This is a genomic window from Rhizobium sp. KNZ2-6A (assembly GCF_056755475.1).
Map to the genome: position 1 here is coordinate 1 of NZ_JBNDIC010000018.1, position 23,162 is coordinate 23,162.

Here is a 23,162-nt window from a genome sequence, read left to right on the forward strand (position 1 = left end):
CACTCTTAATATAGAGATCACTATTTAATTAGCAACGGAGTTGTCCATGTCCCACAGACTCGCAGATAAGATAGCCCTGATCACCGGAAGTTCGCGCGGTATCGGCCGAGCTGCCGCCCTGGCATTCGCGAAGGAGGGCGCCGCTCTGATCGGCGTGCACTACACGGCCAACGCGGATGCGGCTCATGCCACGATACGCGACATCGAAGCGCTCGGCGTGAAGGCCGTCGCGGTGAAGGCTGATCTTAGAGACGGCAAGGACGCGGCCGACAGCCTTTGGGCGCAGTTCGGCGAAGCAGCGCGTAGCGAAACGGGCTTGTCGGCTTTGGACATTCTGGTGAACAATGCCGGCATTGCGCCCGCGTTGCCATTGAAGCAGACGAGCGAAGCCGCGTTCGACGAGGTGATGACGATCAACTACAAGGCGCCGTTCTTCCTGATCCAGGCAGTCGCAGACCACATTCGCGACAACGGCCGCATTATCAATGTCTCGACCGGGTTTACGCGGATCGCGGCGCCGACCCATCCGGCCTACGCGGCCTCCAAGGGAGCGCTGGAGACATTGACGCTGGCGCTGGCGCCCGAATTTGCGGCTCGCGGGATTACGGTCAATGCGGTGCTGCCGGGTGTAACGGAAACGGATATGAATGCCGAATGGCTGGCATCGCCGGGCGCGCGCGCCGGCGCCGAAGCGCTTTCGGTCTTCTCACGCGTTGGAAAGGTGGAGGACGTCGCTGACGTCATTGCTTTCCTTGCATCAAACGATGCGCGCTGGACGACGGGCCAGATGATTGATGCGACGGGTGGCGCGCGAATCTGATCGTATCCGAGGCTGCGCTATGTTCCCAGCTATACAAGGCGCACAGCATGGATCGCATTCTTGACGAGGTGCCGGCTGAAGTCCGGCTGCTCGTCAGGCCGATGGACACGACCGCGCTCGCTAAGCGCGCTCGCGACTTCGCGGTCACTCCTTGTATCCCGGATGGCTCGCCGCGCCGACATCAACCCATCGACCAGACACTGCGTTGTCTCCTCCGCTAGCGCGGAACTGTCCTCACGGCGGGTGCACCGCGGGTCCGCTCTTCGCAAGCGACGGAATGACGCGCAACGAAGTGCGGACCGTTCAAGGCCTTATCTTCCTGCATCCTGTTGGAGTGCCACGGCTTCTTCGGCTCTATGCTTCGGGCTCACCATTCTGCTCAGTCGTTCGAGATAGAGGTAAACAACTGGCGTCGTGTACAACGTCATGATTTGGCTAATCACGAGGCCCCCGACGATCGAATATCCGAGTGGTTGACGCAGCTCTGATCCGGTTCCATGCCCAAGCATCAACGGAACCCCGGCAAGAAGGGCTGCGCTTGTCGTCATGATTATGGGACGGAAGCGGAGCAGGCAGGCTTTCCGGATTGCCTCCTCGGGCGATAAGCCGTTATTCCGTTGCTCTTCGACAGCGAAGTCAACGATCATGATGCCATTTTTCTTGACGATGCCGATCAACAGGATGACGCCGATGAGGGCGATCACCGTAAATCCGAAACCGAAGATCCAAAGCATCAATAGCGCACCCAACCCGGCCGAAGGCAATGTTGACAGGATGGTGAGTGGGTGAAAGTAGCTCTCATACAGGACGCCCAGAATGAGATAGATCACAGCGATAGCTGCAAGTACCAGCAAAGGCTCGGAGGCTAGGGATGATTGGAACGCCTGAGCGTTGCCCTGGAACGAGCCGATCAATGTCGCTGGCGTTCCCATTTGCTTTTCTGCTGCTTGGATGGCCGAGACAGCCTGGCTGAGAGCCGTTCCGTTCGACAAGTTGAACGATAGGGTCACCGAGGGAAACTGACTTTGATGGTTGACTGCCAGGACAGCGGTTGGCTCGGTCGTCTGCTTCACGAGTGCGTTCAGAGGAACCTGCTCACCAGTCAAAGGCGATTTGACATACAGGTTGTCGACGGACGATGGCGAGCCGCCTAGCGCTGGGGCGATCTCCAAGATGACATGATAGCTGTTCAAGTCGGTGAAGTACTGGGTGACCTGTCGCTGTCCAAAGGCGTCGTACAAGATGTTGTCGATAAGCTGCGGAGCGATTCCATAACGGGATGCTTTGTCGCGATCGATCTCAAGCGTGACGGTCGCTCCGGCGTTCTGCTGGTCAGAGGCTACGTCGGTGATTTCAGGCAGCGACTTGAACTTGGCCAATAGCTTGTTGGCCCAATCGTTTAGTTCGGCGGGATCGCCGTCCTGCAGCGTGTACTGGAACTGTGTCGCGGAACTTCTTCCGCCGATGTTGATGTCCTGTGAGGGCTGCAGGAAGAGTTGAGCGCCTTCAAGCTCCTGTACTTGTGGACGGAGCCTGTCGATGACCTGCGAGGCGGACGCATCCCGCTGCGCGAGAGGCTTCAGAGTGATGAACATCCCAGCTAGTGCCGCGACCACCGCATCGACATTTTCCCGTCGGAAAGTTCTCATTGCCGACCCAGCGCTCGATGATAGCTCTGATCTGGTCTGTCGGCTCATCGGTGATGGCTTCGAGGTTCAGTTGACCGACACCGCCCGCGACATTCGGTTGTGCGTAGAGTCCGGACCAATCTTATTCGCTCTGCTTGAAGTCCGGTTTCCCGACGGCGATGCCTTCGATCTGGTGCACGAGATCCGGCAAGCAAACTCAGAAGCGCGCATTCTGATCCATAGCGCCTGCTGCAAACTAATCAGTTTCGTCAACCAGGCACCAGATTGATCCAAATGGAATTGTGGTTTTTCAGCGATGGAATCCGCCTGCGAAACTGCTGCTCGCGTTTAGCTCGGTCCGACAGCGATGCCTCTTGCCAAAAAATCATGTCCAGTCGACGCCTCCTTGCGATTGCATGTGCGCCAATTAGTTTGTGCAGCTATGCACAATCGATGCTGCCAGCAAATAACGAATTCCGGCGCGCGGAATTACTCGATTAGGCTCGAACGACGGCGGGTGTGGTCGACAGCGGTTGCCGCAATTTCACGATTGCGTCGAGGAGTTTCATTAGGTTGGCTCCTGCCAATAGGCAGGCTCAAATCAGGTCAGTGATGCGAAGCCTTGCGGATGCGCGGGCGATACGTAATAACGTATCCTTAGCGGATGCGGATCTGGAACATTACCAGCTTCGCTGTCAAACGGTTCCCATCGGCGGCCGATTGTCTGGCGGGCGGGCAGTTTCATAAGCACGGAGTCGTCGACAGGGTAAGTGGCTCACGTGCTGTTCACAAAGACGAATGATCCCGCTTTAGTCGGATATGGAAGAACACAAACGAAATAGGGCAATGCAGGGTACGATTTCAAAGGATAGGCAGCACCCCGAGGACATTACAGACCGAGCAAATTTTCAGCTTGCGGCGGTTCAAGCCCATGACCTTGCAAGCCTGGGTGCCAGCGTTTCCGTTTTCGTGATCCTGCTTCTGCTCAGCGCTCAGATTGCGAACATACTCGGCCTCGACGCGATCTGGATCGCGTTCTTCTGCAACAATGCGGCCGCATTGATCCTTTTTGGGACTGGGCTTCGATCTGCCCATGACGTTGCGCGATGGCGCCGAGAACGGGCCGGCCTTACGACGGTCCCGCTTGGAAGGTCGCTGCGGTGGCTCATTGCCGTCGTCACATCGCCGTGGTCGTCGCAAGACATAGATGAACCAGATCGCATCGAGCGCTGGACCGGAAGCGCGGTCTTCGCGGTCAAATCGCTCCTGTCACGCGCCGGCGTCGGCCCACTCTCGGTCTTCAGCCTTGCCCTCTTGGCATGTTTGATCGTCTATGCGGGCTGGAGCCTGAGGGCGGACGACATGGCGATCGGGACGATGACCTTTCTCATCATCGCGGTCTGTCTGGCGTTCGCCTTTCATCTGCTGGTGACGGAGAGGCGACTCTCCGCCATCGATGACGTGGAATGGCCGGAGGCGAAAGCGATTTCGCAGTTGGCGCGCCTGCCCATCTTCGTCCTCGTCCTGTCTTGCTTCTGCCTGTTTCTCAGCACACGCGGATCCGGGCTCTCCATCAAACTCCTGGCGGCGCTGGGAGGCTTTGTGGTGCTTGTCGGGCTTGAGTTTCTGCTGCGCGCGGTCGCCTCCATGTTCCGCCCGCAAAACGACAACCGTGAGCCGACACTGATCGCCACAAGCCTGATTGCGGGTGCTCTTCAGTGGCCGCCGCAGCCTTTGGTCAGCATTCAATCGGAGTTGCGAAGCAGGCACGGCATCGATCTTCGGCAGATCTGGGCCTTTTCGTTCATTCGCAAGGCCGCTCCAGCCATCATTTTCGCAACGCTCCTTCTAGGCTGGCTGCTGAGCGGCGTGCGCGAAATTCCGATGACCAGCCGGGGCGTATACGAGCGGTTCGGCAAGGCCGAGGGCATCCTGCATTCTGGTCTGCACATCGGCCTTCCTTGGCCATTTGGCCGTGTCATTGCCATCGAGAACGGCAGCGTGCATGAACTGGCAACCTCCGCCAGCACGAACGCCGATGGCGAAGCGCTGGCCGATGCCGAGGGGCCTGCGCCGGAAAGTGCGAATCGACTGTGGGATGCATCGCACATCAGCGAGAAATCACAGCTTATCGCCAGTGGCACGGGCGGCGAACAGAGCTTTCAGATCGTCAACATGGACGTGCGCTTCGTCTACCGCATCGGCCTCTCGGACCAAGCGGCGATGAAGGCCGCTTATCGGATCGCCGATCTGCCAGCCTTGGTCGAAAGCACCGCGAACCGTGTATTGGTGCATGATTTCGCCAGGAGAAAGCTTAGCGACGTATTGAGCGAAAGCCGGTTGTCGCTGGCAAACGATATCGCCTCGGCAGTCCAGAAGAACATGGATGAGCTGGACAGCGGCGTCGAAATCCTGGCGGTCGTCGTCGAGGCTATCCATCCGCCCGCCGGCGCGGCCAATGCGTTTCACGGGGTCCAGGCGGCGCAAATCAGTGCGGAGGCGCTGGTTGCACGCGAGCGGGGAACGGCCGCCGAACAGGCAAACGAGGCGCAATTGAATGCCAGCCTCGCGCAGGACAACGCGACGGCGACGGCAAGGGAAGGCATAGCCGCTTCAGAGGTCGCAAAACTGCGCTTCCAGGCTGAGCAATCAGCCTTCCACGAAGCGGGACAGGCGTTCTTGACAGAAGAATACTTCAACCGACTGATGATGGGCCTATCCCACTCGAAGGCTCTCGTCCTTGATCATCGCATCGGCGGAAGCATTGCTCCGACCCTCGATCTGCGGAGCATGATGTCCCCGGTCGCCCCCGACACAAGTGCCGAGCCTGGCACTCCATATCAAAGCGAAGAAACCGGCCCATGACTAACGCGCACGCCCATCCGGCCTCGGACCACCACGAGCACGATCATCATCATTCTCACGACGATGATCACAAGAAAGCAATGCCCTTTCGGTGGTTTCGCCTGGTTGTCGCGATGATCGTCGTTGCCATCATTCTGGTCGCCGCCTGCCTTGTGCAGGTGAGATCGGGGGCTGCGACCATCATCACCAGGTTTGGCAATCCGGCTCGCGTTCTGACTGATCCTGGCCTTGCCTTCCGGCTGCCCATTCCCCTGGAAAAGACCATCGACGTCGATCTGCGCGCCAAATCGACCTCCAGCGGCCTGCAGGATGTCGGAACTAGGGATGGGCTGCGGATCATCGCTCAGGCCTACGCAATCTGGCAGGTCCCTTCCGATCCGGATGCCATCAAGCGCTTCGTGCGGTCGGTTCAGAACCAGCCGGATCAGGCAGCCGCCCAAATCCGTACGTTCCTCGGATCGTCGCTGGAGACCACGGCCAGCAATTTCGAACTGTCGTCACTGATCAATCCCGATCCGCACAAGCTGCGGATCGATGCCCTGGAAACACAGCTCAAGACGCAGATCGCACAGCAATTGTTCGATACTTACGGCTTGCGGGTTGTCGATGTCGGTATCGAACGCCTGACCCTGCCTTCGGTGACGTTGAGCGCCACCGTCGACCGCATGCGGGCAGAGCGTGAGACGATCGCCACCGAACGTGCGGCGGTCGGCAAACGCCAGGCCGCGGAAATCCGTTCCGCAGCCGAACGTGACGCAAGAGTTCTGCAGGCGGACGCGACCGTGAAGGCCGCCGATATAGAGGCGAAATCCCGTGTCGAAGCGGCGCAGATCTATGGAGCGGCCTATAAGAGCGCGCCGGAACTTTACGAACTGCTCCGCTCCCTCGACACGCTCGGTACCATCGTCAATTCCAACACGCGCCTTGTCCTGCGCACCGATGCAGCACCGTTCCGGGCCTTGGTCGATGGACCGCCCAGCGCCGCGTCGGCAGGCGGAGCACATTAGAGATGGGTGCGGTCGGGGATAGGAATTCGACAGCGCAGCATCAGGCTGTTCGTCTGGTGTCCATGCTGCTGTCCGCGGTCATGGTGCTTGCGGCGGCCGGTTGGGCAACATCCAATATACGGGAGATCGCACCGCAAAACCGGGCCGTCGTCTTTCGCCTGGGCGCCTTGAACCGGGTGCAGGAATCCGGCCTGTTATGGGCCTTTCCCGCGCCTTTCGAAAAGGTCTTACTGCTGCCCGACGGCGCAACGGTTCTGGAACGCCGAATCGATGGATTGCTTCGCTTGCCCGCGACTCAAGCGGCCGAGGCCGACAATACGGCGAAGAGCGATACGCTGGCAGGATCGGGATATCTGCTGACCGCAGACGCCAGTGTCGTTCAGCTCGATATCCGCGTCTTTTATCGGGTGACCGACCCCTTCGCCTATGCCCTGCAGCAGGAGCATGTCCTGCCGGCACTCGACCGAATCGTGACGCGCAGCGCCGTTGTGATCTGCGCTTCCCGCGATCTGGACAGCATTCTGGTCGCGCGCCCGGACCTGGTCTCCGCCGACAGCAATGTCGCCGAGCGTCGTGAACGGCTGCGCGCCGACCTGGTGAACAGCATCAACACCAGCCTGAGCTCGCTAAAGTCGAAGAGCATGGGTCTTGGGATCGAGATCGACCGTGCCGACGTTCAATCCGCACTTCCGGCAACGGCCGTGAGTGCGTTCGATGGCGTGCTGACCGCAAGCCAGCAGGCAGCGCAGGCGATTGCATCTGCACAGAACGACGCGGAAAAGGACAGGCAGGCCGCCGATCAGGAAGCCGACCGGATCATACAGGTGGCGGAAGCCCAATCCAGCGAGCGTCTGGCAAAGGCGCGCGCCGACACGGCCATCGTCACCGGTTTTGCAAGCGCGCAAGGGTCCGATCGCGACCCCGGCCTTCTCTGGCGCCTCTATCGCGATCGCGTTGCCAAAATCTTGTCGCAGGCGGGCTCCGTTGTCACAGTCGACCCCAGGGACGACGCACGCCTCATCCTGCAGGGAGCCGACAAATGAGTGTCGCGACCGCTCACTCGCACGGCTCCCATGGCCATGAGCACCATCATGGCCATGCGCTCAGCGCCGGTCTGCTGACCGCCAACGAAAAGCAGGCGGCGGCCGTTCAACTGACCCTCGCCATGATCGCCTTGAGCCTGCTCACGCTCGGCATCGCCTGGCGCTGGCTTGCGCCGGATGAAGAGGGCGTCGGCCAGCTTCTTCTGGCGGCTGCCTCACTGATCGTTGCGGTTCCTGTCATCCGCTCCGGTTGGCATAGCCTGCGCCATCCAAGTCTGCATGGCATCACCGATCAACTGATCGCTCTCGCGATGCTGGCGGCCTGGGCGACGGGCGACCTCCTGACCGCCGCTCTCCTCCCGATAATAATGATATTTGGCCATGTTCTTGAGGAGCGCAGCGTCATCGGATCGAAAGAGGCCATGGAGGCGCTGGCGCGCCTGACCCGCAGCCACGCCCGGCTGATCACGCAGGATGGCGGGACGCGTGAAGTGGACAATGTCACCCTGAAGCCAGGTGATCTGGTGGAGGTGAGAGCCGGAGACCGCGTTCCCGCCGACGGTCGCGTTAGGCGGGGACAGGCGAGCCTCGACACGGCCCCGATCACCGGCGAATCGTTGCCTCTCGAAGTAAACGCCGGCATTGAAGTCTTCGGCGGCGCGATCAACCTGGACGGCCGCCTCGAGATCGAGGTGACCCGAACCGGCGAGGATTCGACGCTTGGAAAGGTCATCGCGCTGATGCAGCGCGCGGAAAACTCGAAGCCGCCGATCACACGGCTTTTGGAGCGCTACGCCCACCAATATCTCGGCTTCGTGCTGACGATAGCAGCCATTGCCTGGTTCCTCACCTATAATGACCAGATCATGCTTGCGATCCTGGTAGCAGCCTGCCCCTGCGCCCTGGTTTTGTCCGCGCCGGCAACAGCGATTGCCGGCATCGCGGTCGCAGCGCGTCACGGCATTCTGATCCGCAGCTCGGCATTTCTCGAGGAGCTGGCCGATCTGACCTCCATGGTCATCGACAAAACCGGCACTCTCACGTTCGGCAGGCTTCGGCTGCAGGACGTCAGGTTGACAGGCAATACGGACCGGGAGACCGTTCTGGCCCTGGCCGCATCCCTGGGTGCTGCCAGCAGCCACCCGGTCAGCCGGGCGCTAGCCTCACTCGTTGCCCATGATGCTTACCATCCGCTGACCAACGTCCGCGAACTTCAAGGACTGGGTGTCGTTGCGGGCGCGGCAACGGGCGAAGTGGCTCTCGGACGTCCTGAATTGTTCGAGCGTTTGTCAGTGACCATTCCTCCGGTTCCTTCGCATGACGGTCCGCTAGCCGGTATCTGCATCGGCGGAAACTTTATCGCCTGGCTTCTCCTGTCGGACACGGTCAAGCCGGAAGCGGCGGTTGCGATGAAGGAATTACGGGCGCTTGGTCTTCATCGGCAGCTTCTTTTGACCGGTGACCGTCAATCGGTCGCACATGCCCTGGCGCGCGAAATCGGCATAACGGACGTTGCGGCTCAGGCCCTGCCGGCGGACAAGCTGAAACGCGTGGTGAACGAGACAAAAAGCGGCTTCAAACCTCTGGTCGTGGGCGACGGGATCAACGATTCCCTTGCCCTCAAGGCGGGTGCCGTCGGGATTGCCATGGGCGCGGGCGGCGCCGATATCGCGCTCGCCTCTTCGGATATTATCCTGATTGGCAGCGATCTGCGACGGCTCGGCACATGCATCCGCCTCAGCAGGCTTTGCCGCCGTACATTGAGGACCAACGTCATCATCGGTCTCGGCTGGACCGTGGCAATCGTCGCATTAGCGGGGTTCGGTTTTCTTGGAGCGGCGGGAGCCGTCGTCGCGGCGATCCTGCATAATTTCAGCACATTGTTGGTGCTGGCAAACGCCGGGCGGTTGCTGAGATATGACGAACCGCTTGCCGCTCAAAGGTAAGCATGCATCTTTGATAGCACTCAGCGACGATCCCAGCGTCCATGTGCTGCCCGGACGGGAGGGATACCTTGTGAACCACAGGAAGCTCTTCCCTCTCTATCGGGATGAGAAACTGACGGTGCGCAAGCGCGGCGGTCGGAGACGAGCGATGGGCACACGAGCACCGAGGCTAATTCCGATTCCGCCTAAATTCACCCCGTTCTAGATGTGGAGCGTCCGGCTTCTCATCGCCGAGGTCGAGTTGGGCAAGGCAGCAGGATTGGACGTCGACACTTTCGAAGCCGTTGTAGCCGCTGGGGAAGAGTTGTTCGATAGTCCGCGCCACTGCCGTCTGGCCTCCTATCATTTGGTAAAGCACCCCTACCGCAGTACTTATGGATCTTATTCCTGGAGAGACCGATCCTGCGGTATCGCTCCCGGACATACAAATGCTCTCTGAAATGCCTGCGGTGATCACGCTCAGCGTGCCGTTTCGACTCCGTAGCCCCCGCTGAAAGCGCTTCTCAGTTCAACACAAGCCGACCAGTCGGTTCGAGAGGGGTACAGTCGGCAAATCGACATTTAAATCAGTGCCCCCATAATCAGCAGAATGTTGATGCGCTATGTTAGCTGAACTGTCAGGGCATATCAGAGTGCCTGCCTTAAGCGACTTCCGCAGCCAAGCCAATCGAAAAGCTGAAGATCGTGCCGGGGTTTGCAGCCTCGACCCTGAGCACCCCTCCGTGCGCCTCGACGACAGATCGACATATTACGAGCCCCATTCCCATCCCGGTTTCCTTGGTCGTGAACATCGGCTCAAAGATCTTCGCGGAGACGTCGTCCGGAATACCCGGACCGTAGTCGCGAATAGAAATCCTTACCGCCCCATCAACTCTTTCGGAAATAATCTCGACCTCACGATCCGCTTCGGGAGTGTCGAACATCGCTTCCATTGCGTTGGTTAGCAGATTAAGGATGACTTGCTTGATCTGGGTAGCATCCGCGGCGACCTTATCGCTGCTGACATTGAGTTTCATAACCACTCGGGTGTGGCTTCGCTCGATCTCAGAACGCGCAATAAGCATAACTTGTTCAATTAGTGAATCGACATTCGTGGGTTCTGCCGATTGCGGCGTTTGCTTTGAGAGCGCGCGCAGCGAACGTATGATCTCCCCGACGCGCTCCATGCCCGCTTTGATACCCTCAATATCCGTGATCGCTTCAGCAATGTCGGGCTCCGACCGTTTCAACCAGCGAAGCGATGCAGATGCCGACGCCGATATAGCCGCAAGCGGCTGTGCGATCTCATGCGTAATAGAAGCCGCCATACTACCCAAAGCGGTGAGTTTAGCTTTCCTCTCTAGTTCGGCTCTAGCGTCTCCCAGCTCGGTTTCGCTTTTCAACCGCAACTCGTTTTCCTTGACAAGATTGGCGTAGAGCCGCGCGTTTTCCAGTGAGATCGCGGCCTGAGTTGCGAGGAGTTTGAGAAGCGCTATCCTGCCTTCCGTGAAGACTCCCGAAACCATATCGTTTTGGAGATAAATGAAGCCGATGAGGCTCCCTCGCTTGAGGAGCGGCACGCACAGTACCGAGCGAGTAGGGTGGCTGTCGAAATAGGGGCCGTGAAATTCTTGCCCGTCGAGCCTGGCGTCTGTAAGAACCAGTGGCTGGCGGGTGCTCATCACCGCGTCGATGATGGAATAGGGGATGGCGCCGTCAAGAGGAAGGCCAGCGGTTCTCACCACCACGGTTTCTCCCTCCATCCAAGCGGTCGCCTGAACATTCAACTCGCCCTCGTCAATTGAAATGAGCAATCCACGGTTCGCCCCGGCATGCACGAGCATGCTTTCCATCAGCGTTTCAACAAGACGGTCCAGGAAGACCTCCTCCGAAAGCGCCTGTGACGCCGCCACGACCGCTTCTTGATCCAGCGGGATCTGTGATGACCGAGGGAGATCACCGTAATTGTTTAAGGTATAGGAGAACTCCTCACGAAGCCGGTCCGCCTTTCGGTCTGCTCCCCATCGCTTATACGTGTCTAAAGCAGCTTGGATGTAAAGACGAGTGCTGACGGTGCTGCCTCGCCGAGCGCTAAGAGCCCCCGCCAGCTCATATGCTAAGGCCTGTTCGTGTATGAACCCTGAGGATTCCGCAGCCAACACTGAGCGCTCGAACAGAGATATCGCCATCGCGTGGTCGCCGTTGAGACGAGCCATTTCGGCTTCGATGAGCAAAAGCTTGTTTTCGAAAGTCCTGGGGTTTAAGGCTGCCCAGGTGGCAAAGCGTCCTCGCAGGTATTCCAGCGTCTGGCAGTTCACGGATCCACGAGTGTATTCGGTCTCAAGCTTTGCCAAGGAGAGTGCAAGGAACAGGCTGCAGTACGCGGTGTCGATGTGAGCCGCCATCAAAGGAATGAGCTCGGCTGCCTCCCGAAGCGCGACAGCGGCCTCCTGGAACGCGCCGTCGTAATAAAGTGAGACACCCTTATAAAGCTGGACCCAGAAGATTGTTGATGTGGCGACGATTTTCTCGTTGCCGAAGGTCCAGTCGATTTCAGGCAGGCTACCGTTGTTCCATCCGGATAGCGTTCTAACGAGGTTTAGCTGTCCGGTTACAAGGTGCTCAATGTCTTTGTAATTGAGCTGTCGTGTTAACGCGATCGCACTAAGGGCTTCTTCCGCAATATCGGGAAGATCGTGCCCAATAATGATAAGATCCGAAACGAGGTGGTTACGCGCGTAGCACGTCATCCCGACGTCCCCCGCAGCGTGTCCGATTCTTATCGCGTCGTGGATTCGCTTGAGCGAATAGCTCATCGGTTGGGTCCACGCGCTGATCTGGTCAACGGCAACCAATGTCGCCGTGTGTTGCTCTTCGTAACCGTGCTGCTCGACAAGCTCTAACGCTACCTGGCCATACGCAAAACCATCTCGATAGTCGTCATACAATGAGGCAATCATGACCCCAAACCAACTCAGTCCGTAGGCAGACTCTGAGGTGGTTCCATATTCTAGAGTGAGCTCCACCATCTTCGCCATATGCAGGAAACGGAGCCCATCGCGCGTGAAAATGGAAGAAATCAGGGTCGACAGGAGCCCCATAGCGCACTTGATGCGAGGATCTGTCATCTGCGGAAGATTCCGTAACGAAGTTATCTCCCGATCTCCCAAGGCGCGTTTGACATCTTTATAGGCCTTGTCCAATTCGTCGCGAGTTGCGCCGCGCTTGAGGTTAACGCCGAGGAGTTCGAGGCCAAGCAGTGCTGCGTCAATGGCCCCTTCGTAGTCAGAGCCAAGGGTTCGGAGATTGGCGAGCAGTCGAAATCCGGAGGATCGATCCAACGCTGTATTGGCGCGTTCAAGTAGGTCGTCGAGGTGAACAGCTGCGTTCTTCAAATCAGCAGTGGACAGCAAACATTCGCACCACAGCAATCGGGATCGAAAAACTAGCGGATAGGCGGTGACCCACCAGCTCTCATCGGTGAGATGAAACGCAACTTTCCCATACCAGCTCGCTTGAGCGATGGCGGCGGACCGGCGCGCATGGCCTAGTGCGGTCAGCAGGACATCTACGAACGTCTTGCGCTGCCGCTCCGAAAGGTCTCTCGAATCGCATCTTTCTATTTGGCTTGCCGCGGCGAAAGCGGCTTCGCTCGTTTTAATCCCGTTCAGGCTGATCATGTGCTCTGCCACACGCGCATGAACTAGCGCGCGCTCGCCACCAGAAAGAAGGGCATATGCCGCTTCTTGAACTCGGTCGTGGGAGAAGCAGTAGTAGTCGGCATCGATTTCGACGAGACCGGAATCGACGAGTTGCTGAGCCAGATGTCGCAATTCTTCCGCACTGGTTGTCAAAATTGTGCATAGCAAACGCTCGGAAGAGCGTGGGCCAATGCAGGCCATCGTGCGAAGAATCTCGCGGTTCTCCGGAGACATTTGCCCGAGTCGGCGGACCATGAAGTCGACAACGTTCTCCGTCGCCGGATAACGCTTTACATCGTCCGCGTTCCAAGACAAGGCGCGGTTCGAAACGGAAAAATCGAGCACCTTCTCGTCGATAAGTGCCTGAAGCATCTGCCGAAGGAAAAACGGATTGCCGGCTGTCTTGGTGTAAAGGAGATCTGTCAGCGTTTCGATCTGCGGGGCATGCGCATGAAGGGCACTCGAGATGAGTTCCTCTGCTGCAATCTTTGAGATCGGCCCCACTCTAATTTCCTTGAACGGGATCGTCGAGTTGCGGACATGGCTCACAAGTCCCTCAGAAGCATGTAGAGATTGGCTTTCTTCCTCCCTATAGGCTCCGAGTAGAAGGATATTTTCTACCCTCTCCGCCACCAGAAGTTTCAGCACCGCGATTGTCGAAGGATCTGCCCACTGAAGGTCATCCATGAAAAGCACGAGTGGAGCGAGATGCGAAGCCAGGACCGCAAGCGTTTGCACAAGGGCTTTCTGGATTCGGATCTGAGCGAGGTGCGGTGGCACTTCCGACATAGGCGGCTGCGCACCCACGACAAGCTCCATCGTAGGCACAAGATCAACGATTAACCTAGCGTGGGTGTCCAGTCGGTTCAGCAAGGCAGTCCGCAACTCCGACAATGTCGCCGGCGTTCTCTGCATAGCTTGCTCGACAATGGAGCGGAGCGTCTGCACTAGCGGAGAGTAGGGTATGTCTCGCTGCTGTTGATCGCTCTTTCCATACGCAAAGACGATCGGGAGCGCTGTGCTCTTTCTCATCGAATTTACGAGCGCGCTCTTACCAATTCCGGCCGCACCCGAAATGAATACCACCGCGCCTTCACGGCTCGTTTTGAATTGATCCATCGCGCCGAGCAATTCGGCTTCCTCTTCGTTCCTTCCATATAGGACCTGCGTGTACGGCTGCCCAACGGGGGCGTCGACTGTACCAAGTTCGAACCTCGAGATTTCTCCCACCGAACTAAATTCGTCTCGACATCGGGCCAGGTCCGCCTGCAAAGCAGCAGCTGTTTGATATCGTTCCATCGGATCCTTGAGCAAAAGCCGATCTATGATCAGACCCACTGTAACCGGGGCATTCGGGCGGAAATGACTGCTGGGATAAGGCTCGACGGCGAGGTGAGCGTGCCTCCACTCTGCGAAGTTGCCGTCCTTGAAAGGAAACTTGCCCGTCAAAAGTTTGTAAAGTAGGACACCGAGCGAGTACAAATCGCTCCTCTGATCGCTAGACGGGTTTGTTGAACGAAGTTGCTCCGGTGCGCGGTATCTTACTTCGTCAGCAAGAATGCCTCCAGTTTTGCCCGCAGCCTCGTCGCGCGACTCGTAACGGGTCCCGATTGCCCTGAGGAGAACGTTGCCCGCCTCGTCGGAAGCAAGATTGATCGGATGCAAAGGGCTGTGGATGTAACCATCTGCATGGGCAGACGTGAGTGCGTTGGTTGCTGCAATCGCAAAGTCGAGAAAAGCCTTTACCTCCATCGCGCCGTCGCTGTCGCATAACCGAGCGACGCTTGAGAATTTAAACAATATTGCCGTCTCATCAGCGGTACGAATGATGTGAGATGGCGTGTCCATCCAATGTGCCGGCGGGTTTGCTGGATTCGCGAACTCCGCCTCGAGTAGAGTCACCGCGCTTTCGGAAATGCCCGACGCGACCAAGGCTTCCCAGTCTTGGCCGACCTTGGAGTTGAGAGAATACAATGTCAGGACATCCGAGCGCCACAAGACCTTGCGTTCGCACGCACTGAACCATGTGGAATCGAGCTGCAACATTATATATCTCCGTGCAATCAACCCGTTACGATAAGCATACGGCGTAATGTCGTTATCTATTTAATTCTATCTTGCATTCACGTAGCAATCTTTCAGCCGGGGCCCGCCGACGCGGTTGCAATGCGAGCGGGTGCCAACAAGGCTGGCAGGCTCCGACGCGTGGCGCTCGCACTTGCGAAGGAAAATCGACCAACAATCGAAAACTGAACTGCATTATTGTGCAGTTGCGAGCGGCAGTCCACTGGAATTGCAGGTTTTTGTTGAGCAATAGCTCCCTTCGAACCAGCAAGTTGTTACGGCGAGATACCTCTGCTCCAGCCGTTGGCGGGTGGTTCATTGCTTGTTGCGTGCCTCATCAAGGAGGATGGAATGCCAGTACCAGCCAACGATAAACCTCCGCAATGCAGAGACGGGGCGATCGGTAGTGAGGCGGCTGAAAAGCATGCAATAGAAAACCAGTGCCGTCACATCGTGACGAGCCGAGGGTGGATGGCCCGGAAAAATACGATCCTGCGCCTGTCAAGGCCAAGCAGTGCTGTCCCGGATGCTTAGTCAGAAACATCTGGCGATGAGTATCATAAGGTGACGGCGGCGAATCTTTGCCACTGAAAACCTTTTCCCAAGCGCTTCGGCAGTTCTTATAGCCTCGCGGCAGTCTCGGGAGGGAAAACGGCACGCGCGGCGTCGGCGATATACTCGGGTATATCGGCCGCAAACCCCAGTTTGGCTAAAGATACATGTCAGTTCGATTCCGTTTAGCAGGCGCGCCGGACAATTATTGCATCATTGAAGCGAACGATGCCGCAGGAGATGGGTTATGCAGTCCAATAGCGCCGCCATAGAGGTCCAGATTTCCGGGATACATCTGTCTAACCTCACCGCTGAAAGGTCGTCGGAGATTTCTCGCCTGCTTTTGGAGGCTCTCGGTTGCATAGACGCCGATGAGGGTTCGGCCATGGATTTGGTGAGGCGCGCTTCGACCTTGCTTCAGCCGACGGAACGGCGGACAGGAATTATTCAAAACTCCAGTGGCGGCCTGGCGACCTGGCAGGTGGCAAAGCTAAAGGCGTACATATCCCAGCGGATCGACAGCGGAATTTCGCTAGCTGAATTGGCGGCCGTTGCAAAGCTCAGCGCGAGCTATTTTTCCGTCGCTTTTAAAACAAGTTTCGGACTCCCGCCCCATGCCTATGTGATGGAATGCCGAATTGAGCATGCAAAGCACCAGATTCTGCACACCGATCGTCCGCTATGCGAGATCGCCTTGGATTGCGGGTTGGCTGACCAGGCCCACCTTTCGCGCGTGTTCAAGCGGGTTACCGGTATGACACCAAGCGCCTGGCGTCGCTTAAAAACCATCAAGAGGATCCGAGATAGCCGAGGCCGCTCACCGAGCTACGACCGGCCGTCAGCAGCGAATTAATCGACCGGCCACCTCCACGGCACGGACTCGACGCCAATCGAGGCCTGCGCACAGCGCCTCGACCTGAGCATGGCCCAAGGTCATCAAGCGTCCCTGACGCCTGGCCAAGTGAACGTGTGTTCCTCCAATCGCTTGTAGGCCATCACCAGATCGGTGCCATCCCAGTAGATCAGCTTCAATTGGTCCGCCTTGCGCAACCGGCATACGAAGACCGTTCCGATCAACGGGTCCTTGTGCAACTCGTTCTTGACCAGTGCCGCCAATCCATCATGGCCCTCGCGGAAGTCGACTGGCTAGGTCGCCACCATGATCCGCACGCGGTTCGACGGAAAGATTGTACCGGAACAGCGCACCGCTGCAAACTCCACCGGGTCCTCGGGTGCTGGCATAACCAGCTTGCCCCGCCGCGCCTTTGTCCAAGTGGTGCTTTAAGCCATGCCGCTTTGCAACCTCATTCACCAACGCGTCCGGCCGCAGGCTCTCCCAAACGATCTGCAGCTTTGACCTCACCGGCCAGTGTCGGTGTGCCTCACGTCCAGGCTTCCTGGTCATGAGAATCTCCAATTTGGTCTCCGTGGAGAGATTCCCGTTGCACGTCCATGGAAAGCCGATCGCAGATCAGGACGGCAAGAGCAAAGTGGGCGAGGAACACCGCTTGCCAATCAATTTGCGCCACAGAGTTCTGTTGGTCACGGTCTTGTAGCGATGCGCTGAAACGTCTTACGGAGTTTCAATTAGATGAGATCAATGGTGCTGGGTGCCGCCGCGTTGATCATAGAGACTAGCTTTTCACCCTCGAACGGCTTTTGAAGCATAGGAACATCGGGACCAATTTGTGTGCGCACGGCGTCGTAAGAAGACGCCGTGAGAAAAATAACGGGCGTTTGAATATCGCGGCTCCGAAGCAAATTGAAGAGGTCGATACCGCTCATTCCCCCCATCTGCACGTCGGCCAAGATGCAAGCTGAGGAGGACGCCTCTTCAGAAGACAAGAACTCCTCGGCAGAAGCGTATGATTTAACGTTGAAGCCGAACGAGCGCAAAAGACGTCCGACAGCCTGGCGCACGGTTGCCTCGTCATCTACGATGGAAATTTGAGGGCGGATTGGCACTTCTTTTGAAGCCGATCTCCGATTACAATCGGGCTAGTGATCGTTTCTCCTACCGGCTTTCCGGATAAAAGGAAACTATACCCGCGTATATCGCCGCAATCTAGAAGTTGCTGTGCAGAGTTCTCACCGCGGCGCTGCCGCGCCACTCGGCGGTGTCTTGCTTTGAAGGGCCAGCACTTCTGACATACGAACCAGGTCTGCAAATGTTCGGGCCATCATCTTTTTATTTACCTTCCCGCGATGAATCTTCACCGTAATCTCGCTCAGGCCAAGCTTTCCGGCTATTTGCTTGTTCAACAGGCCTGCCGTCGCCATTGTCATAACCTCGCGCTCACGCGAGGAAAGCGTCTGAAATCTCGTCCTAATGTCCTGTTCTCGGAAACTGGCGGCGGCTTGCTGTTTGCTCCGCTCGACTGCGGAGGCAACGGCATCCAATAGGTCTTGTTCCCGGAATGGCTTCGACAGGAAATCGACGGCACCGGCTTTCATGGCTGAAACCGTCATGGGAATGTCGCCATGACCCGTGACGAATATTATCGGGACGGCTGTTTCGTCATCAACGAGCTTGCGCTGGAATTCTAATCCGCTCGTAAACGGAAGCCGAACATCGAGGATGAGGCAGTTGGCACTGATCAGAGCCCTACTGTCATGAAGTTCTTGCGCGCTTTCGAACGCCTTCACTTCATAACCAACCGATCTCAAGAGGCTCTTAATCCCGTCTCGAACGAGTTGCTCGTCGTCAACGATGACGACTATGGGCTTCTCAGTCATACGCGTTCCCGTCCCGATTGCGCCGGAAGGTATTTTAAGGATCCCTAAGATCGGTTTCAACTATACCACGGTATATGATGGACAGCAGATTGAGGTTTCAGCGATCATTTTATGACATCATTTTTGTGACTACCGCCCAGAGTTAGACTCAGGACCATGGTAGTTCCGTCAGGTATGGAAGCGGCCACATCCAGGCCGCCCCTTGCATTTCAGCAATACGTGTATGTCTAGTGGTAGCTCTCGTCGGTGGGTACTTTTCCCTTGAAAAGGGAGTAGACGAGGAGCGTGTAGACGAGAGTGATTGGAAGCACGAAGAGTCCCGCGCCCCAAAACATGAATGCCAAGCTCGAATGCGGCGCGGCAGCTTCCTGCAGCGTTATCGAAAAAGGTATGATGAAGGGTAGGAACGAGCCTGCCAGAGTCCCGTAGGCAGCGAGGAAGAGAAACGCCGTTCCAAAGTATGGCAAAGCATCAATACGTGTCCGACACCCCAAGTAAACTAGATAGCAGCTCACCGCCCCAATCAGTGGAAACACCAGCAACACCGGTCGCTCTATCCAACGGTTCATCACGGGGAGTTCCATCCAGATTGACAGGATAAGGGCCAGAACTAGGAAAATCAGTACGCCGGTCAAAAGACGCGGTATATAGGAATATGCTGTCGCCCGCAGATCACCTTGTGTCTTCTTAACGAGCCACCCCGCTCCGAGAAGAGCGTAGCCGAGGCATAGCCCTATTCCACAAAGAACAGCGAAAGGGGACAACCAATCCAACGGCCCGCCGGTGAAGCGTCCGTCTTGGTTCTTAATGCCCTCAACCATTGCACCGATCGCCGCGCCCTGCACGAAGGAAGCCACGATCGATCCCGCCGAAAAGGCGATGTTCCAAAACCACTTGCGCGTAGCGCTTTTCTCGCGGAACTCGAAAGCCACACCGCGGAAGATGAGTGCTGAGAGAAGAAGAATTATTGGGATATAGAAAGCGCTCAAAACGAGCGAATAAACAACGGGAAAAGCCCCGAAGAGAATGGTACCCGTCAAAACAAGCCAAGTCTCATTACCATCCCAAACAGGTGATATCGCGTTCATCATCTGCCGCCTACGAGCCTCATCCTTTGTGAAGCCAAACAGGATCCCCACTCCGAGGTCGAACCCGTCCAGCAGTACGTAGAGTATGAGGGTAAGAGCGAGAACCGCAGTCCAGAATTCAACCATTTCGTTTACTCCGCAGGGTTGATTTTGGGGTCCCGGATGTCCCCTCCGATGGCCAGTGGTCTTTTCGGGTTGATTACGTCTTCTATTTCGTGCGGACGCATCTGAGGTCCACGGCGAAGCATCCGGTAAATGTAGACAATTCCGGCGGCCGCTATCGTAGTGTAGATGAGTGCGAACATGACCAGGCTGATCGCGACTTCTCTTACTGTCAGAGATGGGGTCACAGCCTGCGCGGTCCGAAGAACGCCGTATACCGCCCATGGTTGTCTGCCTACTTCAGCTGTAAACCAGCCAGTCAAAGTCGCTATAAAACCGAGCGGGAAGCAAAAGAAGATGGCCCAAAGAAGCCATCTCTTCCCCTGGATTAGTCGTGCGGAGGTCGTCCAGTAACCGTACCAGGCCACCGCGAGCATCAATAGACCACAGCCAACCATGATCCGGAAGGCAAAGAACGGTATCAAAACGGGAGGCCGCTGGTCCGGCGGGAAGTTTTTGATGCCGAGTTCTTCTGAGTCGAAGCTCATGGAACCGATCAGACTGCCCAGGTAGGGGATAGCGATTGCGAACTTGTTTGTTTCTGTACTTTCGTCCGGGATAGCAAAAATGATCTCTGAGGCGGGCTTTTCGTTTTCCCAGCGCCCCTCGATGGCAGAAAATTTGGCCGGCTGTTTATCATGTACATAGTCGCCCGTGAGATGTCCAAAAAACAGCTGGACGGGTACGAGAATGGACGCCAGTCCTAATCCCATCTTGATCATTGCCGTCCCTTCTGTGACAAGCCGGCGTTCGATCAAGTACCACGCACCTGTCGCCGATATGCAAAACGCCGTGGTGATATATGCGGCGAGAACCATGTGTGGGAAACGCACCCAGACGACAGGGCTAAATATGATTGCCATCCAGTCGGTGGGTATGAACATGCCCTGGTCGTTCAGTTCGAACCCGACGGGCCATTGCATCCAGGAGTTGTTGACCATGATCCAGAATGACGAGAGGCTGGTGCCGAGTGTAACCATCGCGCATCCAAAGAGGTAGAACCACGACCGTACGCGCTTACGACCGAACATCATGACGCCAAAGAAACTCGCCTCCAGCGCGAATGCGGTGAAACTCTCATAGCCCAGCAGCGGACCCTGGATTGGGCCGGTTTTGAGAGAAAGCTCGCTCCAGTTAGTGCCAAACTGGAACGCCATCACAACTCCAGTCACGACACCAAGTCCAAATGCGACCGCGAATATTCTGAGCCAAAAGTCGAAAAGGCGTCGGTAAAGTGGGTTTCCAGTCAAGAGCCGTAGGGCTTCGAGAAAAGTAAGAAACGCCGCAAGCCCGACAGTGAATGCGGGAAATAAGATGTGGAACGATACGGTGAAAGCGAATTGTATTCGCGAAAGAAGCAGTGCGGTTATATCCATTTCGAACCCCTAAGTTTGAAGTCGGCATCGGCCAAACTTACGACCTGAGAACTCCGTCTGACGGCGAAGAGCGATGCCGTTGCAACGAGGATGAGTGATGAGTGGCCGCGCTGCCTGAACACGTGCGTCAGCCGAGACCTGATCGGTGTGACGTGGTGATTGACCATCGCGCGCTGTTTGACAGTTTTCCGGTGAGCGATCAGAAGCGCTTGCGCTTTCGCATAATCAGGCTTCTTCGCCGTAGCGACCGCGGGATCGCTACAACGAAGAGAGACGCTTGGAGTTAGCTCCAGAGGTTGGTCTTTGCTAAGTCGATTAATTCGTCCTCGCGACCATTGAATACCGCCTTGACCATGTAGAGCGTGAAGCCCTTGGCCATTTCCGGTTTGATTGAAGGCGGAATTGGCAGTTCCGTCCGTGCTACCACGGCATCGACGAGCACCGGTCCGTCATGAGCTAACGCCTCCCTAAGGCCGGCCTCCACTTCATCGGGCCGTTCGATGCGCACACCTTTGATTCCTATTGCCTCGGCCATGGCGGCGAAGTTCGGGTTGGTGAAGTCGGTTCCGAAAGGAAGAAAACCAGTCGACTTCTGTTCAACCTCCACGAAACCTAGAGCGGAATTGTTGAAGACGACGACTTTTGCCGGGAGCTTTAGCTGAGCGAGCGTCAACAGTTCGCCCATCAGCATGGAGAGGCCACCGTCACCGGACATTGAAATAACCTGCCTTCCGGGGAACGACGCTTGCGCACCGATCGCATGAGGGAGAGCATTGGCCATCGAGCCGTGCCAGAACGACCCGACCAGACGCCGCCCACCGCTGAGTGCGAGATACCTTGCCGCCCAAACCGTGGGCAAACCGACATCGCACGAGAATATGGCGTCTTCACTGGCCAGGTCGCTCAAAGTCTTGGCGATCTGCTGCGGATGTATGATGTGTTTACTGCGCTTTTCGTCAGCCAGACTGTCGAGGGCGTTTCGGGTCTTCTTATAGTGAATTAGCGCCTGTTCAAGATGCCCGGAATCGGGTTGGTCCTTGATTGAAGGAAGAAGCGCGCGCACGGTGGGGCCAACGTCGCCAACCAAGCCGACATCGACGGGTGCGCGGCGACCGATTTGTCCGGGGCGAATATCAATTTGCGCGACGCGTACAGACGTTCCTACGGGGTAGAACTGCCTGTAGGGGAAATCCGTACCCAGCATCAGAAGCACATCGCAATCTTTCATTGCGTAATAGCCTGATGAGAAGCCGATAAGGCCTGTCATGCCCACGTCGTAGGGATTGTCGTGTTCGATAAATTCTTTGCCCTTCAAGGCATGGACAATCGGTGCTTTCAGTTTCTTGGCCAACTCAATCACTTCGTCGCGGGCGTTAGCGACGCCGGATCCGCAGAAGATCGTGGTCCGCGTCGACCCGTTGAGTACATTTGTAAGCTCTGCAAGTTCTTCCTGTGCAGGAACGACGACGGGGGCCTTTGGAAGCAGGCCCGAAATGCGCGGCCGGTACGGGGTTTCCGCCGGCTTCAGGGCGACGTCGCCTGGGATGACAATCACGGACACCCCCCGCCTGCCAGTCGCTTCGCGAATAGCGATCTCCAATGAGCGCGGCATCTGCGAAGTGTCCGAAACAAGCTCGCAGTAGTGGCTGCACTCACGAAACAGGTCCTGAGGGTGTGTCTCCTGAAAGTAGCCCGACCCGATCTCGGAGGACGGGATTTGCGCCGCGATTGCCAGAACTGGTACCCGCGAACGGTGGGCGTCAAACAAGCCGTTGATCAGGTGAAGGTTACCTGGACCACAGCTGCCAGCACAAACGGCGAGGGAGCCGGTCAGATGGGCTTCAGCGCTGGCGGCGAAAGCAGCCGCTTCCTCATGCCGGACGTGGATCCATTCGATCTTTCCGTGCCTGCGGATCGCGTCAGTTATTCCATTGAGGCTGTCGCCGACCACCCCGTAGATACGCTTAACGCCCGCTGCGGCTAAGATTGCGACGAATTGATCTGCTGTCGTTTCGGACATCTTGGTTCTCCAGATGGGTTGCGATCGGGACCAAGTGGTAAGATCTTCATGTCGATTAAGTCTTGTCGAAATTCGTTGCCCGACACCATATGTTCAGGCAAATGCAAGAAGCTGCCTCCTATGCTTGGTGGCAGAGACGCCGGAGGATCACGCCTCCGATTGCTGTGTCAGGCAC

13 protein-coding genes and 3 pseudogenes are annotated in these 23,162 nt (G+C 57.1%); 8 read left to right on the forward strand and 8 right to left on the reverse strand.

The genetic code is table 11. The annotated features are described in order from the left end of the window. Window positions 1-46: 46 nt before the first annotated feature. On the forward strand, window positions 47-820 hold the full coding sequence (locus ACPYOP_RS14445; RefSeq protein WP_481411060.1) for an SDR family oxidoreductase: 774 nt from the start codon (window positions 47-49) through the stop codon (window positions 818-820). A gap of 311 nt (window positions 821-1,131) precedes the next feature. Here the strand turns inward: ACPYOP_RS14445 and ACPYOP_RS14450 are convergent. Continuing rightward, a pseudogene (locus tag ACPYOP_RS14450) lies at window positions 1,132-2,415 on the reverse strand (efflux RND transporter permease subunit); the annotation flags it as partial. Here ACPYOP_RS14450 and ACPYOP_RS14455 point away from each other — a divergent pair. From ACPYOP_RS14455 to ACPYOP_RS14480, 6 genes and pseudogenes are all read left to right on the forward strand, one after another. Further along, window positions 2,408-2,737, forward strand: coding sequence for a hypothetical protein (locus ACPYOP_RS14455; RefSeq protein ID WP_481411061.1), 330 nt, complete (start codon window positions 2,408-2,410; stop codon window positions 2,735-2,737). The pseudogene ACPYOP_RS14450 and the gene ACPYOP_RS14455 sit on opposite strands and share 8 nt — an antisense overlap. A 557-nt stretch (window positions 2,738-3,294) precedes the next feature. Then, entirely contained in the window at window positions 3,295-5,313 is a 2,019-nt protein-coding gene (hflK, locus tag ACPYOP_RS14460; RefSeq protein ID WP_481411062.1) for a protease modulator HflK, read from the forward strand. Beyond that, window positions 5,310-6,320 carry a protease modulator HflC gene (hflC, locus tag ACPYOP_RS14465; RefSeq protein WP_481411063.1) on the forward strand — a complete coding sequence of 337 codons (1,011 nt, stop codon included), beginning with the start codon at window positions 5,310-5,312 and terminating at the stop codon, window positions 6,318-6,320. The genes hflK and hflC overlap by 4 nt, the downstream gene beginning before the upstream one ends. Window positions 6,321-6,322: 2 nt before the next feature. After that, a complete protein-coding gene (locus tag ACPYOP_RS14470; RefSeq protein ID WP_481411064.1) occupies window positions 6,323-7,363 on the forward strand; it encodes an SPFH domain-containing protein in 1,041 nt (346 codons plus the stop codon). Further along, window positions 7,360-9,309 carry a heavy metal translocating P-type ATPase gene (locus ACPYOP_RS14475; RefSeq protein ID WP_481411065.1) on the forward strand — a complete coding sequence of 650 codons (1,950 nt, stop codon included), beginning with the start codon at window positions 7,360-7,362 and terminating at the stop codon, window positions 9,307-9,309. The genes ACPYOP_RS14470 and ACPYOP_RS14475 overlap by 4 nt, the downstream gene beginning before the upstream one ends. A 37-nt stretch (window positions 9,310-9,346) precedes the next feature. After that, window positions 9,347-9,496: pseudogene (locus ACPYOP_RS14480) on the forward strand (IS3 family transposase); the annotation flags it as partial. Window positions 9,497-9,950: 454 nt separating this feature from the next. Here the strand turns inward: ACPYOP_RS14480 and ACPYOP_RS14485 are convergent. Continuing rightward, a complete protein-coding gene (locus tag ACPYOP_RS14485; protein WP_481411066.1) occupies window positions 9,951-15,035 on the reverse strand; it encodes a trifunctional serine/threonine-protein kinase/ATP-binding protein/sensor histidine kinase in 5,085 nt (1,694 codons plus the stop codon). Between the two features lie 817 nt (window positions 15,036-15,852). Between ACPYOP_RS14485 and ACPYOP_RS14490 the strand changes: the two genes are divergently transcribed. After that, window positions 15,853-16,458: a helix-turn-helix domain-containing protein gene (locus ACPYOP_RS14490; protein WP_481411067.1), complete on the forward strand. Its 606-nt coding sequence runs from the start codon at window positions 15,853-15,855 to the stop codon at window positions 16,456-16,458. Window positions 16,459-16,541: 83 nt separating this feature from the next. On the opposite strand, the pseudogene tnpB reads toward ACPYOP_RS14490, so the two are convergent. The 6 genes and pseudogenes from tnpB to poxB all read right to left on the reverse strand — a co-directional run. Further along, window positions 16,542-16,739 (reverse strand): annotated as a pseudogene (gene tnpB / locus ACPYOP_RS14495) (IS66 family insertion sequence element accessory protein TnpB); the annotation flags it as partial. A 453-nt stretch (window positions 16,740-17,192) separates the two neighbouring features. Continuing rightward, window positions 17,193-17,570, reverse strand: a complete 378-nt coding sequence (locus ACPYOP_RS14500; protein ID WP_481411068.1) for a response regulator transcription factor — start codon at window positions 17,568-17,570, stop codon at window positions 17,193-17,195. Between the two features lie 123 nt (window positions 17,571-17,693). Beyond that, a complete protein-coding gene (locus ACPYOP_RS14505) occupies window positions 17,694-18,341 on the reverse strand; it encodes a response regulator transcription factor (protein ID WP_481411069.1) in 648 nt (215 codons plus the stop codon). A 227-nt stretch (window positions 18,342-18,568) separates the two neighbouring features. Continuing rightward, window positions 18,569-19,555 carry a cytochrome d ubiquinol oxidase subunit II gene (gene cydB / locus ACPYOP_RS14510; RefSeq protein ID WP_481411070.1) on the reverse strand — a complete coding sequence of 329 codons (987 nt, stop codon included), beginning with the start codon at window positions 19,553-19,555 and terminating at the stop codon, window positions 18,569-18,571. Between the two features lie 5 nt (window positions 19,556-19,560). Continuing rightward, complete coding sequence (locus ACPYOP_RS14515) at window positions 19,561-20,967, reverse strand: cytochrome ubiquinol oxidase subunit I (protein WP_481411071.1); 1,407 nt, start codon at window positions 20,965-20,967, stop codon at window positions 19,561-19,563. Window positions 20,968-21,250: 283 nt separating this feature from the next. Next, on the reverse strand, window positions 21,251-22,987 hold the full coding sequence (gene poxB, locus ACPYOP_RS14520) for a ubiquinone-dependent pyruvate dehydrogenase (protein WP_481411072.1): 1,737 nt from the start codon (window positions 22,985-22,987) through the stop codon (window positions 21,251-21,253). Between the last annotated feature and the right edge of the window lie 175 nt (window positions 22,988-23,162).